Below are 16,809 nucleotides of genomic sequence, written 5' to 3' on the forward strand. Positions count from 1 at the left end.
TTGCTCCGGTATGCTGTTGCCGGTATTTGAACCTATGAAGATAAAAGCACTGCTGCCTCTTTCTATTTCAGGAATAACCGGAAAACATCGCAATCAGTATCGGAGATATCGTTGCCGCCGGGAGTAAATTCAAAATTCCAGGTGTAGGAAGTGACGCTTGTTTTGGCCGTGGCATAAAACTTTCGTTTAGCATTTGATGGAAAACATACAGTGAACGTACCATCTTCATAACATTTGGGCGTATAGGTTGACGACACAATATATTTTTCCAGTTTACCAACGTAGTGATTGTCGACGTATATATCAATAACCACCTGGTCGTGCGTGTAAAAACTTTTTGCATAAAATTCTGTGGCCAGTAGCTCATCAAACATATCTTCGTCTGCAGCCGTCATTTGATAGGCCCCGCTTACATTTACATTCTTAAAGGTGAAGTTGTAGGTTTCGGTGCCTGTGCCACTTCCTTCCAGTATATCAATTACTTTAACGGAACGTGGCAGACGTGGAAAATCTATACGCAGAAACGTTGGTCCTCCCAAATTGTAAACAAAAAACTTACCATCGGCTTTTGTCGGTAGTCCCCATGTATTGCTGGCAGTATATGTCTTGCCGGTTGCCTTATCAACAATGCGGAGGTTATTAAGATACAAACCCGAAAAAGCAGTTGCTTTATTAGCACAGGTATAAGCAACGTACAAGGTTGTATTACTGTACGATTGCCTGATGTACGCAAGCTTTAATGTTCTATCGTAATTTAATTGATTGGGGGCAACATTATAATATTCAAGATCATCAGGGCTTGCCTGCTGTGATGCAGCACAGAACGAATGAATAACTAAAGTAAATACGAAAACAGTTTTCAGAAGAATTGAAGGATTGGGTACTGCTGGCATCAGGGTATCATTTTATCGGTCAAATTTAGCAAATCTGAATTAGCCACCAATACCCCCAAAGGAGTAGTCTTCAGCCCTTTTTCCTTATCCAAAACAAACGCTACTCTTCTGCCCTTGCTGACACAATAAGTGTTGACGGAATGCTTTGCAGCCAACGGCTTTTGTTCTCCACCATTTTCTTCCAGCTTTCAAAACTGATGAGTATGAGATCCTGCTGCTTCAGGAATTCTTTTTCAACGCCTGTTTGCGTAATGAGTAAGATATGATTCGGCGACACCTGTTGTGCTTCTCTTATTTTTTCCCGGATGTGGGGATTGTTTTTGATATGCCCTTCCGTATCGAGAATAACCACCTGTGTACCGTTGTTCTGAATAAACTTCTGTGCATAGCTGATGAGGAAAACATCTTTCTCATCATAAAACGGAATACAGATGTGATCTGTCTTTTCAAAATTCTTATCAATAAAAACACCCACAGGAATGGTAGATTTCGATAAGATCAATTTTGTGCCCTCGTCGAAAGTAGAATTGCCGAATAAATTTTCTTTACCTGTTACTGTATTCAATAATTTTTCAGGATTGATGATGCGTGTGGTAAAGCCAAGGAGCTTACCCAAAAAACTTCCTTCATAGATGGACTCTTCCAGTTCAATCAACAGCAGATCATAATCACCTTTGTTTGCCAGACTGGTTATTTCACTGTCAACATCAGCCGATGCTTTAAACAAAGTGCTGATTGGTTGATCGATCTTTACCGACTCTGCAACAACCGGTTCAAATATCTCTTTCTCGTATTCATCGATATCAAACTGGTGCAGTTCGCTTGTGGGCGAAATATGCATGGCCGTTAGTGCGGCGTTTTGCTTTCCCCTTTTTGTTAAGCTGTTGGCCAGCTTCAACAATGCTTTGCCCGATTCAGGTTTACCGAATGAAAAAAGTATTTTGAATTGCCGCATCACTTTTGTTTCAGTTACCGCTTCCTCTTCCGGTTTTGATTTAAACAACCAGTTAATGAGATTCAGTGCAGGCCCGGTCATAAATGTTGTTACCAATGCCATGATCACCATCATGGCAAATATTTCAGGTGTAAGCACACCAAGATCATAACCGATGTTCAATACAACTAACTCCATCAATCCCCTGGTGTTCATTAATGCACCAATGGTTAAACTGTCTTTCCAGCTTTGCCCTGTGTATTTTGCCGCCAATGCACTGCCTGCAAATTTTCCTACCACCGCAACAAGAATAATAAGCCCGGTTACTTTCCATAAATAAGGATCGTTCAACAACCCTATCTGCGTACGCAAACCTGTGAATACAAAAAACAACGGCAGCAACAACACCACAGCGATGTCTTCAATCTTTTCGATAAAGAGATTTCTGAATTTGATATTCTCCGGCATAATAGCACCTGCCATGAATGCACCAAACAATGCATGTATGCCGATCACCTCTGTTGCATACGATGAGACAATAAGGGTAAGAAAAAAGATAGCAACAATTGATTTACTTAAACTTTCTTTTGATGTATGGAGATCACCTACACGTTTTAAAAACGGTCGCACCACCTTTATCATCAGCAGTACATAAGTAACAGCAAGCAGTATTGTATAGAATGAGCTCACAATAGAACCTGCTTTTACAATGGCAATTACAGCAGCCAGGATGCACCATGCTGTTATATCATCAGCCGCAGCGCAGGTGATCACGATAGTACCGAGCCTGGTTTTATGAATGCCACGCTCCTGCACAATTCTTGCAAGTACAGGAAAAGCTGTAATGCTCATGGCAATGCCCATGAACAATCCGAATGAAATGAATTGGATACCCTCAGGCGCAAATGATTGGTAAATAAAATACGCTAACCAAAGCCCCAACGCAAATGGAAAAACAATACTTGCATGACTGATGACCACTGCATCTTTTGCTTTTGTTTGCAGCACTTTAAGATCAAGTTCCATCCCAATCACAAACATGAAAAGGATAAGACCTATCTGGCTAAGGAATTGCAGATTGCCTAGTGATTGAGGAGGAAACAATGTAGCGGAGAATTCGGGAAACACAGTACCAATCAATGACGGCCCTAAAACAATACCGGCAATAATTTCTCCGATGACAGTTGGTTGTCCGATCTTTTTGAATACCCAGCCAAAGAAACGTGCGGCAAAAATGATGGTCACAATTTGTGCCAGCAGAATGGCCAATGGATGCTGCAGATTATGAAGAAGAGAATCTGTAAAATCGTCCCACTTGGTTTTTTCAGAAACAGCTGCTTTGATTGCTCTGCCCTTCTCCAGTTTAATGCCCATGAGAATGATCCAGTACATTAAAACAGAAAAAGCTCCTATTGTTATAATATAAAAAAAGCCGTTCTTGAATTTTTTCATTATGCCGTTTTAATTAAAATGTTAGCTACAATGCAAAAACGGGACTACTTAATGGAGAAAAGCGAATTTACGGTTTCCTGCAATTAATTTCCCTGTGTGAAGGAGATTTTGCAGGAATGAAGGATGAAGAAATTGTTAGGAAAGACTGGAATGTTTTGACTGACAGATCTCTCCTTCGTCGGGATGACAGAGGGCGGAGCATCTGCATAACTGTTCATAATCACTTGTCATTTCGAAGAACGAGAAAACTGATGGGAATATTTATCATCATCTCATTTTCGTTTTCGAAACTGCTCATAAATATAATCATGAACATACAGCTGTTTGTAATGTCTCATTTTATATCTAATAACAATTCCATGGTCGAAGGTTTCAACAGTATTAAAATTATATTCTTTTCCATTATCCATGACAACTGTTACATCAAAAAATCCTTTATTAATTTTTAGTTCAAAGGTTCCGGCAAATGTTCTGTCATTTATCAATGCACAAAATTTATTCGTAGACTCTTTGTCGACTAAAATGATTGAACGGGGAATTGTGCGATCTCCTAATCGATTAACAATTTCGATTCGATCAATATGAGAGCAAGCAATCTGCTCAACATCATATGAAATGCATGCATAGGAAAAATAAGAAGAAAAGAGGATGAGCAGTATATTTTTTAACATCTCAAGCAAGGTGATTTTTTTTAATACGGTTCTGAAGTGGTAATAACATAACACTGTATATTCGGATACGAAGCCGGGCTTTGGTACATCGTACATCTTTACTTCGTACTTCACATCACTCAAACCTCAACGCCTTCACCGGGCTCATCTTTCTCACCAGCAACGAAGGAATAAACAGAATTAAAAAGCTCACCACAAAGGTTACCACATTGATCAACAGCACCTGCCACCACAACACACGAATAGGCGCAGTGGCAACATAGTAAGCGCTTTCATCCAATTTAATAAAACCGGTTGTTTGTTGCAGCCAGCAAATACCAAGACCAAGCAATGTGCCCAGTGTGAGCCCAACTACTGCAATAATTAAAGCCTGGTTCCAGAAGATCACCTGCACCTGGTTGTTAGTGGCGCCGGTAGCTTTGAGTAAGCCGATCATACGGGAGCGTTCAAGTACTAGAATGATCAAACAGGAAATTAAATTGATGACTGCCACAATGCACATGATAATCAAGATCACCGTTTTGTTGGTGCTTTGCAATGCCAGCCAATCGAAGATGTTGGGATAAATTTCACGCAACGGCGTACTGAACCAAACAACAGGCAACTGGTCGAGCAACTGGTTATTGGTTTTATAATCAGTACGATAATCTTTTAAGGTTACTTCATAGCCACCGATCTGTGTATGGGTCCATCCATTTAACCGGCGGATAAGATTCATGTCGATAATGGCAAATGTTTTATCGTATTCTTCAATCCCTGTTTTATAAATACCACACACCGTAACAGGCCGCACACGTGGAGCCGTGCTGTTGTTGTCAATAAAATAAATGAGAATACGGTCGCCCACTTTTGCATTGATCTGTTTAGCAGTATAAGTTGAAATAACGATCTGGTTATTCTGAACACTGTCATCAAACTCCAGCCACTTGCCTTGCTGCATAAATGGTTGCAACCGTTCTTTGGAGAATTGCTTGTCCACTCCTTTCAGTAAAACGCCTTCAATGGTTTCACTGGTTTTAAGCATGGCGGATTTAGTGGCGAATGCATCTACCAGTTTTACATTGGGGTGCGCTTTCAGTGTGTTATACACCGTATCATTTTTTTCGACAGGAAGTTCTTCTGCCAAACCTGAAACAGATGATTGCTGCTGCTGCACCCGCAGGTGTCCCCAAAAGCTGAACACTTTACTGCTGACTGTGTATTGAAAGCCTTCAACAAATGCAAATGCAAGAATCATCACCGCAACGCTGATGGCTGTGGCAGCCGCCGACAATCGGATGATGAACCGTGAAAAAGATTGGTTTCGTTGAAAAACCAACCGCCGTGCTATAAACGATGCAATGTTCAAATCTTTATCTTTGAAAGGTTGTAAAACTAATGGTTTCTGTTAATAAAGGTTACCAACCTTGTATGGGGGTGTAGATTTTTTCAGCATTTTACAATAAGGTTGGCAACCTTGCAACAAACGAAGCAACTATTTCCACCTGTTTTTAATCTCTGTAACAGCAGGTTTTAAATTAACGCATCATGCAACAGATAAAACGCCTTTTTGCTTTTCTTGTTTTGGGTTTGTTTTTCAGCAATACTGTGATGGCACAGGAAGCTGATAAAATTTACAAGAGCAATATCCGTTCGGTAAAGTTTCATGTAAAAGGCGATCAGCTCAGTTACCCGATTATACGTCTTAACAGTGGCGACCAGCTTGAACTGCATTTTGATGATATGGATGCTGATGTGAAATACTATTCTTACACCTTCACCCTTTGCAATGCCGATTGGACACAGGCCATGCTGAGCCAGTTCGATTATATGAAAGGCTTTTCAAATGTGCGTATCAATACTTACCGTAACTCTTCGCTTGTACTTACCCGTTACACACATTATACTGCCAACCTGCCCGACCGCAATACTACTCCAACACGTAGCGGCAATTATGTGTTGAAAGTATTTACCAATGGCGATACATCGCAGCTGGCTTTCACCAAACGTTTCCTGGTGATCGATCCAAAAGTTACTGCAGGTGCAAGCGTGGTGCAGCCATTTAATTCAACCGTGTTTAAAACACATCAGAAAACACAATTCAGTGTAAACGTGCAAAACATCAAACCCACAAATATTTTTCAACAGATAAAAGTGGTGATATTGCAGAACTACCGTTGGGACAACAGCATAAGCAATCTGCAGCCAACTTTTATCCGTCAGAATATTCTTGAATATAACACTGAAGCACAGGCATTGTTTCCAGCACAGAAAGAATGGCGCTGGGTTGATCTTACAAGTTTCCGTTTGCAAACCGATCGTGTAGAGAAAGGTGATTATACCAATACCAGTCAAACACTTTATATAAAACCTGAAGGCGAACGGAAAGATCTGCGTTACATGTATTACCGTGATTTCAATGGGTTTTACCAATTGATGAATATTGAGCAGAACAATCCTTACTGGCAGGGCGATTATGCAACGGTGTATTTCCGCTATTCAACTCCTGATCGTAAAGAAATACCCAACAAAGATCTATACTTGTTTGGTGAGCTTACCAATTACGAATTGACTAATGCCAACCGTTTACAATTTAATGCGGAGACAGGCATGTATGAAACCAAGCAGTTTTTGAAGCAGGCCCTGTACGATTATATTTACGTAACAAAAGATAAAACCACCAAACAGATCAGCACTGAAGTTACAGAAGGCAACTGGTGGGAAGCAGAAAATACTTACACGATCCTTGTTTATTACAAACCATTAGGCGGTCGTGCAGATGAATTGGTTGGCATGACCCAGGTGAACTCTTTAGCGAACCGACCAAACTTCAATAATAACCGGATATTGTAAAAATTGAATCGTTTTACATTATCAACCGCCGTCAGGTTTTACACTGTTGACGGAGTTTTGAACAAACTTTAAACTTTCAACTTTTCAACCTTCAACTTTTCTTTCATTCCCTTATCTTTGCGCCGGCAGGTCTTGCACGACCAGCTCCTGCTGAACTCCCCCAGGGTGGGAACGCAGCAAGGGTAAGCGGTTGTAGCGGTGCGATGTAAGTAACCTGCCATTTTTTTCTTTTCCTGTTTGAAGATGCCCCTAACAAACGAATATTTTTTCATCTTCAAAACAACCAAACTTTACGCATGAAATTTTTCATTGACACAGCAGACCTTTCACAAATTAAGGAAGCGAACGAATTAGGTATTCTTGATGGTGTTACTACCAACCCATCGTTAATGGCTAAAGTGGGCATTAAAGGAACCGATGCAATTACGCAACACTACAAAACCATTTGCGAAATGGTTGATGGTGATATCAGCGCAGAAGTGATCAGTACCGATTTTGCAGGCATAGTAGAAGAAGGGAAAAAACTGGCTGCTATTCACCCGAACATTGTGGTGAAAGTGCCAATGATCAAAGATGGTATCAAAGCCCTGAAATATTTTAGCGATAACGGTATTAAAACCAACTGTACGTTAGTATTCAGCGCAGGCCAGGCAATTCTTGCTGCTAAAGCAGGAGCTACTTATGTATCTCCGTTTATTGGTCGTATTGATGATGGCGGTTGGGATGGTATGGCATTGATTGGCCAGATCGCTAACATTTATTCATTACAAGGTTTTGAAACAGAAATTCTTGCTGCATCTATCCGCACACCGTTGCACATTATCCAGGCAGCTGAATTAGGTGCAAATGTTTGTACCTGTCCGTTAAGTTCAATACTGGGTTTGTTAAAACACCCGTTAACTGATATTGGCTTGGCGCAATTTTTAGAAGATGCAAAAAAGTTTCAATAAGTAAACTCATTATAAACAAAAAGCTCCTGTTACCGGGAGCTTTTTTTATGCATTTATATGAACGAATGAATACTACGCTGAAAGTTTTTCTACATCCAGCAATTCGTTATCCTTGTTTTCAATAAACTGTTTTCTGTAACGGGCAACCTGTGTCCAATAAATAATCCAACAGATCAACGCTCCCAACCCGAAGAAGAAACCAATCACGGGCATCAGGCTTGCAATAGCTAAGAGCGCATAAATATTACCGATATCTTTTGTTGGTGTTTGTTGACTATATGAAATATTTAACCTGTCGCACTCTTGCCTGATTGAATTGGCTAATTTATTAATGACCACAAACATCCAAATCAAATTAAAAAGAGGAATAAGTAATAACCAAACCTGTGCCGGTACTAACCGCCTGTTTTCAATTGAGATTTGTTCTGCAGTTCGATAAAGAGTCACTAGAAAGAAAATGTACGGGACAAGAAATGCCAGCAAAAAGGCCAACTGAATAAGACCACCCATCATAGTTTAATTTTAAAGGAAAGATAATAATCGTTCCCGTAATTCCCTCACTCCTTCTGTTGCCGGTTTTTCGATTGCCGTAATATTCTGCACCGCCGATGTGTAAGGAATCTTTTTATCAACAATGAATTTTGGAATTGCATCTGCTGCCACCGTAATTAACCCAGCTGCCGGGTAAACAACCAATGATGTGCCAACCACTGCAAAAAAATCGGCTTGCTGAACAACAGGAATAGCTTCTTCAATCATCGGCACTGCTTCTTCAAACCAAACAATATGCGGACGTAGTTGTGCGCCATCCTCCGCCTTATCGCCCACCATTATATCACCTTTAATATCATAGATCAAATGCTCATCACGTTCGCTACGCATTTTTAATATCTGTCCATGCAGGTGAAGAATATTGGTGGAGCCGCCACGCTCGTGCAGGTCATCGATGTTTTGGGTGATGATGGTTACATCAAAATCATTTTCCAATTCAGCTAAACCAATATGTGCTGCATTCGGTTGAGCATTCAAAACATCCTTTCTTCTGTAATTATAAAAATCAAGAACCAGTTGCGGATTCTTTCGCCATGCACGTGGTGTGGCTACATCTTCTATCTTGTAGCCTTTCCATAAACCATCACTGTCACGAAATGTACGTAAACCACTTTCGGCACTGATGCCTGCACCAGTGAGTACAACCAATTTCTTTTTCTGCATACTTCAAAAATAAAGAAAGAGTTTAATCGATGCGGGTGAGTTCTTTGCCGGGTTTTGCATAACTGTACCTTGCCAGCTTCTCCGTTGCATAATAACCATCAATGCCGAGTGAGGTGATGATGTTGGCTTTTTCTAAGTCGAGAAAGCCATCGGATGCCAAAATCTGATCATCAATGAACACTCCTGTAACAGCACCGATCACAAAAAATGTATTGTTGAATTTGATGGGAATGATCTCTTTTAATTCCATGGCATACTTCACCGGACTTTCAAACACAAATGGCGCTTTGCTGTGTTCCGTTAATTCTTCTGTTAAACCAACAGCGTTAAATTCACTCTCTGCATACTTTGCACTTGTTTGATGAGCCTTCTCAACCAGATTTGCAGGAATAAGATTGATGGTATACTGTCCTGTTGCTTCTATATTACTGAGTGTGTGCGGAGCAGCTTCTTTTGGCCGGTTGACAAAACCAATTAATGCAGGATCGGCACCGATATGTACAACATTGCTGAAGATGGCGAGATTACTTTTACCCTCTTTACTAACTGTGGCAATTAAACTGGCACTTTTAAAACCGCTTAGACTGTTAATGAAATTACCTCTGTAAAAACGTTCCCAACTCTGAATAGTTGAAAGACTGTAAAAAGCCATTGTTCTTTTTGAATGCTAAACATTCTGCATTGAAAATTGTTGTGTTTTTCTATGAGTTCTGTTTCGTTGATTTTTCCTCACCAATTGTTCAAGGCGCATCCTGCGCTGGAGAAAAACCGTCCAGTGTATCTGGCAGAAGAATGGTTGTTTTTCCGTCAATACAAATTTCATAAGCAGAAGCTGGTGCTGCACCGTGCATCGATGCAGTTTTATGCACAATGGTTGAAGGATAATGGATACGAGGTGAATTATATTGAAACAACACAGGCTGAAAATGATGTTCGTAAGCTGATCACTTCATTGGTCAAACAAAAGATCACTGAAATTCATATTGCTGATGTCTCTGACAACTGGTTGTTGAAACGCATCAAAGAAACATGTCTGCAGTACAAGATCAAACTCATCATTCATGCAACACCGGGCTTTTTGAATACAATGGATGAAGTAGCTGATTACTTCAGCAAAAAGAAAACTTATTTCCAAACCGATTTTTATACGCATCAACGCAAGCTGCGAAAGATATTATTAGAGAAAGATGGCAAACCACTCGGCGGCAAATGGACCTACGATGCAGAGAACCGGGAAAAATATCCGAAGAAACAAACGCCACCGGCTGTCAATTTTCCAAAACCAAACAAGTATATCAACGAAGCAACGGCCTATGTAGAAAAGCATTTTACTGATAACTATGGTTCTGTTGATGGGCCACATTTTTTTGTTTGCAGTTTTGAAGAAGCGGAGCAATGGCTCGATGACTTTATTGAACAACGTTTTAGGCAATTCGGCATTTATGAAGATGCGATTGTAACGAAAGAGTATATCCTGCATCACTCGGTATTAACGCCCATGCTTAACGTGGGCTTGCTAACACCACAACAGGTATTGGATAAAGTGTTGAACGAAGCAACGAAGCATAATATCCCACTCAACTCACTGGAAGGATTTGTACGACAGATCATGGGCTGGCGTGAGTTCATACGAATTGTGTACGAACGTGAAGGAACAAAACAACGCACTACCAACTACTGGCAGTTCAAACGAAAAATACCCGAGAGTTTCTGGAACGGCACTACGGGTAAATTACCCATAGATGAAACAATTAAGAAAGTATTGAAGACGGGTTACTGTCACCACATTGAACGTTTGATGGTGTTGGGCAATTTTATGTTGCTCTGCGAATTTGATCCCGATGAAGTGTATCGCTGGTTCATGGAACTGTTTATTGATGCCTATGATTGGGTGATGGTGCCGAATGTGTATGGCATGACGCAGTTTGCAGATGGCGGATTGATGACCACAAAACCTTACATCAGCGGCAGTAATTATTTAATGAAGATGAGTGATTATGAAAAAGGTGATTGGCAAGAGGTTTGGGATGGTTTGTTCTGGCGGTTTATGCATGTACACCGGGATTTCTTTTTACAGAACCCAAGATTAGGTATGTTGATCAAAACATTTGATAAGATGCCGGTTGAAAAACAGCAAACACATTTAAGAAACGCCGAAAAGTTTTTACAACAACTCGACCAATGAATTTTACAATAGAAGACAAAGACCGCATTATTGAAATGGCCTGGGAAGACCGCACTCCTTTTGAAGCCATTGAACTACAGTTTGGGTTAAAGGAAAAAGATGTCATTGCTTTTATGCGGGCCAACAGCAAACCATCGAGCTTTCGTATGTGGCGGAAACGCATGGCAGGTCGGTCTACAAAACACATAGCTTTACGGAGCGATGATGTGAACCGTTTTAAATGCAACCGTCAACGCAGCATCAGCATGAACAAAATCAGTAAAAGGTAAACTATGAATATCCTCCTTACAGGTGCCAATGGTTACATCGGCCAGCGACTCATCCAGTTGCTGTTGCAGGAGGATCACATCATCTATTGCTGTGTACGTAACAAAGAACGGTTTGATGCAGAGTATCGTCACCCGAAAATCCGCATTATCGAAATTGATTTTCTCAATCCGGGAGCAGTACAACTACCGGTCGAACTGGATGTAGCATTTTATCTCATTCATTCTTTAACATCAGCAGCCGGAACATTTGAAGCTGAAGAACAAACCTGTGCAGAAAACTTTAATCGACTTATCAAGCAAACCAATACGCAACAGATTATTTATCTCGGCGGTATTGTTAATGCCAAACATCTGTCCCAACATCTCTCCTCTCGTTTGCATGTAGAGAGTATTTTAAAAGCAACCAATATACCGTTAACTATTTTACGTGCAGGTATCATTGTGGGTTCGGGCAGTGCATCGTTTGAAATCATCCGTGATCTTACAGAGAAACTACCGGTCATGATCACCCCACAATGGCTCAATACAAAATGCCAGCCCATTGCAGTGCGGAATGTATTGCAGTACTTAATGGGTGTGATGTTGAAAGAATCTACTTATAATCATGATTTCGATATTGGAGGACGTGAAGTGCTTTCCTATAAACAAATGATCCTGCAGTTTGCTGAAGTTCGTGGATTGAAGCGATACATCTATACCTTACCCGTCATGACGCCACGCATTTCGTCTTATTGGTTGTACTTTCTTACGTCCACTTCTTATCCGCTTGCCGTGAACCTGGTAAACAGCATGAAAGTAGATGTGATTTGCAGACCGAATGATCTGGAAAAAGAACTCAACATAAAACCATTTACGTATAAAGAAGCGGTTTCACTTGCGTTTGAAAAAATTGAACAGAACATGGTGGTGAGCAGCTGGAAGGATGCATTCAGCAGCAGCAAAACATCCTTGCAGTTAATGCAATACATGCGGGTGCCTGAGTTTGGTTGTTACAGAGATGTAAAACAACGGGAGATCAAACCAGAGCAGGTTGATGCGGTACTGAATAAGATCTGGAGCATTGGTGGACAAACCGGTTGGTATTACGGTAATCATCTCTGGCTGCTACGTGGTTTTCTTGATAAGTTATTTGGAGGTGTTGGTCTTCGTCGTGGTCGTACCAATACAAACAAAATTGAAGCCGGTGATGCATTGGATTTCTGGCGGGTACTTGTTGCGGATAAAACACAAAAACGTTTGCTGTTGTATGCTGAAATGAAATTGCCCGGTGAAGCGTGGCTGGAGTTCCGCATTATGAAGTTGAAAAATAAACTACAGTTAAGGCAGGTTGCAACCTTTCGTCCAAAAGGGATCTGGGGTCGATTATATTGGTACAGCGTAGTACCGTTTCATTATTTTATTTTCAATGGAATGATCAATCAAATTGTAAAGGAAGAGCGTCAAAAAGTATGAGAACATATTTACCTAAAATCGCTGTTAATCTATTAGGCATTTTCTTTGTTCTCGGCGGCATCAATCATTTCATCAATCCTGATTTTTATTTGCCGTTGATACCCGATTACATTCCTTATCATGCACTGCTCAACTATGCAAGTGGCGCTGGTGAAGTTTTAGCAGGCATTGCTGTATTGATTCCATCAACAAGAAAACTTGGCTGCAATGCCATCCTGTTTTTACTGATCGCCTTTTTACCGTCACATATTTACTTTATTCAGAAAGGCGGATGCTTGAGCGATTCCTTGTGCGTACCTGCATGGGTAGCATGGGTTCGTTTGCTTGTTATACATCCTGTTTTAATCTATTGGGCGTACAAATGCCGTACAATTAAATAAGTTGAAGATGATTTCGTTTGCTACAGACTACTCCTCTATTCTCGAACGTATTGAAATCGTTGACCCCATCCGTTACGGAAAAACGAGAAATTTTATTGATGGTGATGTTACGTATCTGTCGCCCTACATTTCACGTGGTGTGATCAGTGTAAAGCAGGTGAAAGAGATAGTACTGCAGAAAGGTTACAAGCATTACCAGGTAGAAAAATTTCTGCAGGAACTTGCCTGGCGTGAATATTTTCAACGGGTATGGCAGGCAAAAGGAACAGCTGCAATTAACACCGCATTGAAACAAGAACAGCTTGATGTAAAGCATACACAAATGATCGGTGCTGTTGCAAACGCATCAACAGGTATTGAAGCGATTGATCAACCGATCAGTAAACTGTATGAAACAGGTTACATGCACAATCATGCACGTATGTACACAGCATCCGTTGTATGTAATGTTGGCAAAGCACATTGGCATCAACCCAGTAAATGGATGTATTATCATTTACTAGATGGCGATCTGGCAAGTAATAACTGCAGCTGGCAGTGGGTTGCAGCAGCCTTCTCTTCCAAAAAATATTATTGCAACCAGGAAAACATCAACAAGTATTGCAACAGTAATCAACGAAAAACATTTTTGGATAAGAGTTATGATGCATTACCGGAGATGGATATCCCGGATGCGTTGCAGCAAACAGTTGATTTATCATTAAACACTGAGTTACCAAACGCAACTGCGATCAACATCGATCCATCAAAACCTGTATTGGTCTACAACTCCTATAACCTCGATCCCAATTGGCGAAAAGAAGAAGATGTCAACAGAATACTATTGTTAGAGCCATCGCATTTTGTTAACTACCCGGTGAGTGAAAAGGTGCTGCAGTTCATCCTTGATCTGTCGAAAAATATTGAGCACATCCAGCTTTTCGTGGGCGAGTTTGATGAACTGATGCAGTTAACTGGCGATGCGGTCATCATCTCCAAAGAACATCCGGCCTTTGAACATTATACGGGAACTAAAGACAGGCGTGACTGGATGTTTCCGCAGGTAACAGGTTTCTTCAATTCATTTTTCAGCTATTGGAAAAAATGTGAACGTTATTTATAAACATCGCTCAACCAAAGCATTTCTTTTTTGTTGAAGCATAAACTCATTTCATGGAATCGGTAAAAAATAAAAACGTATTGATCGTTGGTGCAACAGGCGGTATTGGCAGCAGAGTGGCAAAATTATTGGCAGGCAGCGGAGCCAATTTATTTCTGGCAGGTCGTAACATCGAAAAACTGGCAGCGTTGGCACAGGAGTTAAATCCTCCTTCATCCAAAACATTGGCGCTCGACATCAGTAAACCATCTGAAGTTGCAGTGTTGAAAGAACAGTTCTTTGCAAACTACCCGACCATTGATGTATTGGTAAATGCAGCAGGGCTGGGTATTATCAAATCATCTGATACATTAACCGAAGAAGAGTTCATGCAGACGATTCATACAAACTTGTATGCACCTTTCCTATTGGTGAAAGCATTTCTACCTCACATGAAAGAAACAAAGAAAGGATTGATCATTAATATCCCCGGTATTCTTGGTAAAGTACCCATGTTGGGTGCAGCTGCTTACAGTGCATCGAAGTATGGACTGAACGGCATGATGCAAAGCATTCGTGAAGAAGTGAAGCGTACTGAAATACGTATTACCAATTTATTTCTTGGTGGCGTTGATACGCCATTCTGGGATACTATTGATCTGCGTGTACAACGTGATAAAATGGTGATGGCCGAAGAAGCAGCAAAAGCCATTTGGTTTTTATGCCAGCAACCAACCAGTGCAGTGGTAAGTGAAATGGTGGTGCAACCATTCAATCATCAGGCAATATAAACAAGAACGGCTGCCAATTGGCAGCCGTTCTTGTTTTATAGAAACGGTTTTTCGTTTATGCTGCTTTATGAAATTCCACACTGTTCGTTTGTGCTGTTGGCCATTTACCAAACATTTCTTCTACAACTTTGATCCTGTATTGAAAAATTTTCTTCAGCTGTGCTTTCACAAATAATGTATTAGCGATGTTGCCTAAAAAGCCAAGTGGGTTGCGGTAATGTACAATATCCGTCATCTCCACACCACCATCAATGATTTTAAAATGATGTTGATGATGCCACAGCTGGTAGGGACCAAAACGTTGTTCATCTACAAAAAACTCCATGTCCTTTACATGAGTGATCTCTGTCATCCAGTAAACAGGAATTCCAAGTACAGGCTTCACTTTGTATTCGATGATCTGTCCCGGATACATTTTTGCACCGTGATGTTTCGAAAGAATTTTGAAACCAAGATCATTTGGTGTGATCTTTTGCAGATTTGCCGGATTGGAAAAGAATTCCCAGGCCGTTTCTATATCAACAGGAATCTGTTGTACAGTTTTTAACGAGAACGTTGCCATTGATTAGTTGTAAAGATTATTTGCGATAACGATTTCGGGATATTCATTCGTTTCACTTGCCCATTGATACAGCAATTCGCTGCCGATAGGTTCATAAATATCTCTCTTTAACGGATCAGTAGGTAGTTCTTTCATTGGTACGAGTACGAGAAAATGTGGTTCCACATAATCGTAATGTTTATCTACCGTTAACCCTTTTACCTGAACAAACTTGTACCCTTTGCTTTGCAACTGATCCAATGCTTTTTTGTTGAATTCGATCGTGGCACTTCGGGCTTCTGCAATTCCTTTTCGCATGGTGATTGAATTATATAATGAATAATAAACGGGAGGCGAAATTGTTCGCTCAGCATGGGAGATTTAACGAATGTTGATCGAACGATCGGCTTTCAAAGTTACGAATTCAACAAACTATAACTTTCATAAAGTTGAACGAATGACGGGAACGATTGCGTAACCGGCAAAAAGATATTAGATGAAATCTACTTTTGAGTTTGTATTCGCTAAACCAAATGAACAAGCGTAGAAAAGTGAAAACAGGTGTGTAAAAGTAAGCCCGTCCTACGAGGGCGTTTGACGGGCAATAAAAAACCCGCCTTCAGTTGAAGTGCGGGTAAAAAAAATTGTGCGCACGAAAGGAATCCCCGCCTGACCGAGTCATTCGGGCAGGGAACCTTTACATCCTTGCGAATGGAAATAATTCGTCAACCAACGTTTACCTGCTGCTGATTTCAAGTACTTTTCCCTTAATCTCGCAGAAGCCCAATCAGGATGTGTTTCGATGTAAATAATTTTCCAGGGGCGATGTCCTTTTGTAAATCTGTTTTTCCCGGCATTGTGCTCAACTAATCTATGTTCAACATCTTTTGCCATGCCGGTATACCATGTATTATCAGTTAAACTTTCTATTACGTATACAACAATCATGTTGTAAAAATAAAAAACCCGCCTTCAAACGAAGAGCGGGTAAAAAAAATTGTGCCCACGAAAGGAATCGAACCTTCACATCCTTGCGAATGGCAGATTTTGAGTCTGCTGCGTCTACCAATTCCGCCACATGGGCATGTAATAACTATTTTTTAAGAACTCACCCGTCCGGCTCAAGCATTTTTGCCGTGGCGGCAAAAGGCTTTCCTTCGGGGCTG

General features: G+C 40.7%; 18 protein-coding genes, 1 tRNA gene and 1 other RNA gene. 9 read left to right on the plus strand and 11 right to left on the minus strand.

Translation table 11 applies throughout. From position 1 onward, the window contains the following. Positions 1 to 62 precede the first annotated feature (62 nt). From WG954_RS18280 to WG954_RS18295, 4 genes are all read right to left on the minus strand, one after another. Positions 63 to 893: a hypothetical protein gene (locus tag WG954_RS18280; protein WP_340438271.1), complete on the minus strand. Its 831-nt coding sequence runs from the start codon at positions 891 to 893 to the stop codon at positions 63 to 65. A 100-nt stretch (positions 894 to 993) separates the two neighbouring features. Further along, complete coding sequence (locus WG954_RS18285; protein WP_340438272.1) at positions 994 to 3,279, minus strand: cation:proton antiporter; 2,286 nt, start codon at positions 3,277 to 3,279, stop codon at positions 994 to 996. 272 nt (positions 3,280 to 3,551) lie between these two features. Beyond that, positions 3,552 to 3,950, minus strand: coding sequence for a hypothetical protein (locus tag WG954_RS18290; RefSeq protein WP_340438274.1), 399 nt, complete (start codon positions 3,948 to 3,950; stop codon positions 3,552 to 3,554). 115 nt (positions 3,951 to 4,065) lie between these two features. Beyond that, complete coding sequence (locus WG954_RS18295; RefSeq protein WP_340438276.1) at positions 4,066 to 5,298, minus strand: ABC transporter permease; 1,233 nt, start codon at positions 5,296 to 5,298, stop codon at positions 4,066 to 4,068. A 179-nt stretch (positions 5,299 to 5,477) separates the two neighbouring features. Here WG954_RS18295 and WG954_RS18300 point away from each other — a divergent pair, with 179 nt between their 5' ends. The 3 genes from WG954_RS18300 (at position 5,478) to fsa (ending at position 7,732) form a co-directional block, all read left to right on the plus strand. After that, on the plus strand, positions 5,478 to 6,782 hold the full coding sequence (locus WG954_RS18300; RefSeq protein ID WP_340438277.1) for a type IX secretion system plug protein: 1,305 nt from the start codon (positions 5,478 to 5,480) through the stop codon (positions 6,780 to 6,782). 123 nt (positions 6,783 to 6,905) lie between these two features. Beyond that, an RNA gene (ffs, locus tag WG954_RS18305) (signal recognition particle sRNA small type) lies at positions 6,906 to 7,005 on the plus strand. A gap of 73 nt (positions 7,006 to 7,078) precedes the next feature. Further along, the gene (gene fsa, locus WG954_RS18310) at positions 7,079 to 7,732 is read left to right on the plus strand and encodes a fructose-6-phosphate aldolase (protein WP_324232171.1); all 654 of its coding nucleotides are present in this window, start codon (positions 7,079 to 7,081) and stop codon (positions 7,730 to 7,732) included. A 72-nt stretch (positions 7,733 to 7,804) separates the two neighbouring features. Here the strand turns inward: fsa and WG954_RS18315 are convergent, their stop codons facing one another. From WG954_RS18315 to WG954_RS18325, 3 genes are all read right to left on the minus strand, one after another. Further along, positions 7,805 to 8,077, minus strand: a complete 273-nt coding sequence (locus WG954_RS18315; RefSeq protein ID WP_340438278.1) for a hypothetical protein — start codon at positions 8,075 to 8,077, stop codon at positions 7,805 to 7,807. A gap of 177 nt (positions 8,078 to 8,254) precedes the next feature. After that, entirely contained in the window at positions 8,255 to 8,947 is a 693-nt protein-coding gene (locus tag WG954_RS18320) for an SIR2 family NAD-dependent protein deacylase (protein WP_340438280.1), read from the minus strand. Positions 8,948 to 8,969: 22 nt separating this feature from the next. Continuing rightward, on the minus strand, positions 8,970 to 9,599 hold the full coding sequence (locus WG954_RS18325) for a flavin reductase family protein (RefSeq protein ID WP_340438282.1): 630 nt from the start codon (positions 9,597 to 9,599) through the stop codon (positions 8,970 to 8,972). A 51-nt stretch (positions 9,600 to 9,650) separates the two neighbouring features. Here WG954_RS18325 and WG954_RS18330 point away from each other — a divergent pair, with 51 nt between their 5' ends. The 6 genes from WG954_RS18330 to WG954_RS18355 are packed head-to-tail and all read left to right on the plus strand — an operon-like array spanning position 9,651 to position 15,102. After that, positions 9,651 to 11,132, plus strand: coding sequence for a cryptochrome/photolyase family protein (locus tag WG954_RS18330; RefSeq protein WP_340438283.1), 1,482 nt, complete (start codon positions 9,651 to 9,653; stop codon positions 11,130 to 11,132). Next, positions 11,129 to 11,401, plus strand: coding sequence for a TIGR03643 family protein (locus WG954_RS18335; protein ID WP_340438284.1), 273 nt, complete (start codon positions 11,129 to 11,131; stop codon positions 11,399 to 11,401). The genes WG954_RS18330 and WG954_RS18335 overlap by 4 nt, the downstream gene beginning before the upstream one ends. A gap of 3 nt (positions 11,402 to 11,404) precedes the next feature. Further along, entirely contained in the window at positions 11,405 to 12,853 is a 1,449-nt protein-coding gene (locus WG954_RS18340) for an SDR family oxidoreductase (protein ID WP_340438285.1), read from the plus strand. Further along, positions 12,850 to 13,233 carry a DoxX family protein gene (locus tag WG954_RS18345; RefSeq protein ID WP_340438286.1) on the plus strand — a complete coding sequence of 128 codons (384 nt, stop codon included), beginning with the start codon at positions 12,850 to 12,852 and terminating at the stop codon, positions 13,231 to 13,233. Before WG954_RS18340 ends, WG954_RS18345 begins: the two co-directional genes overlap by 4 nt. Before the next feature lie 7 nt (positions 13,234 to 13,240). Further along, entirely contained in the window at positions 13,241 to 14,335 is a 1,095-nt protein-coding gene (locus WG954_RS18350) for an FAD-binding domain-containing protein (RefSeq protein WP_340438287.1), read from the plus strand. A 50-nt stretch (positions 14,336 to 14,385) separates the two neighbouring features. After that, the gene (locus tag WG954_RS18355) at positions 14,386 to 15,102 is read left to right on the plus strand and encodes an SDR family oxidoreductase (protein ID WP_340438288.1); all 717 of its coding nucleotides are present in this window, start codon (positions 14,386 to 14,388) and stop codon (positions 15,100 to 15,102) included. A 55-nt stretch (positions 15,103 to 15,157) separates the two neighbouring features. On the opposite strand, the gene WG954_RS18360 is transcribed toward WG954_RS18355, so the two are convergent. From WG954_RS18360 to WG954_RS18375, 4 genes are all read right to left on the minus strand, one after another. Continuing rightward, positions 15,158 to 15,664 (minus strand): SRPBCC family protein, encoded by a 507-nt coding sequence (locus WG954_RS18360; RefSeq protein WP_340438290.1) that lies wholly within the window; start codon positions 15,662 to 15,664, stop codon positions 15,158 to 15,160. 3 nt (positions 15,665 to 15,667) lie between these two features. Beyond that, positions 15,668 to 15,961, minus strand: coding sequence for a hypothetical protein (locus WG954_RS18365; RefSeq protein WP_340438292.1), 294 nt, complete (start codon positions 15,959 to 15,961; stop codon positions 15,668 to 15,670). A gap of 360 nt (positions 15,962 to 16,321) precedes the next feature. Next, a complete protein-coding gene (locus WG954_RS18370) occupies positions 16,322 to 16,591 on the minus strand; it encodes a GIY-YIG nuclease family protein (protein WP_340438293.1) in 270 nt (89 codons plus the stop codon). Between the two features lie 52 nt (positions 16,592 to 16,643). Then, positions 16,644 to 16,727 (minus strand) — tRNA-Leu (locus tag WG954_RS18375). Positions 16,728 to 16,809: the final 82 nt, after the last annotated feature.

It is taken from the genome of Lacibacter sp. H375, assembly GCF_037892425.1.
GTDB lineage: Bacteria > Bacteroidota > Bacteroidia > Chitinophagales > Chitinophagaceae > Lacibacter.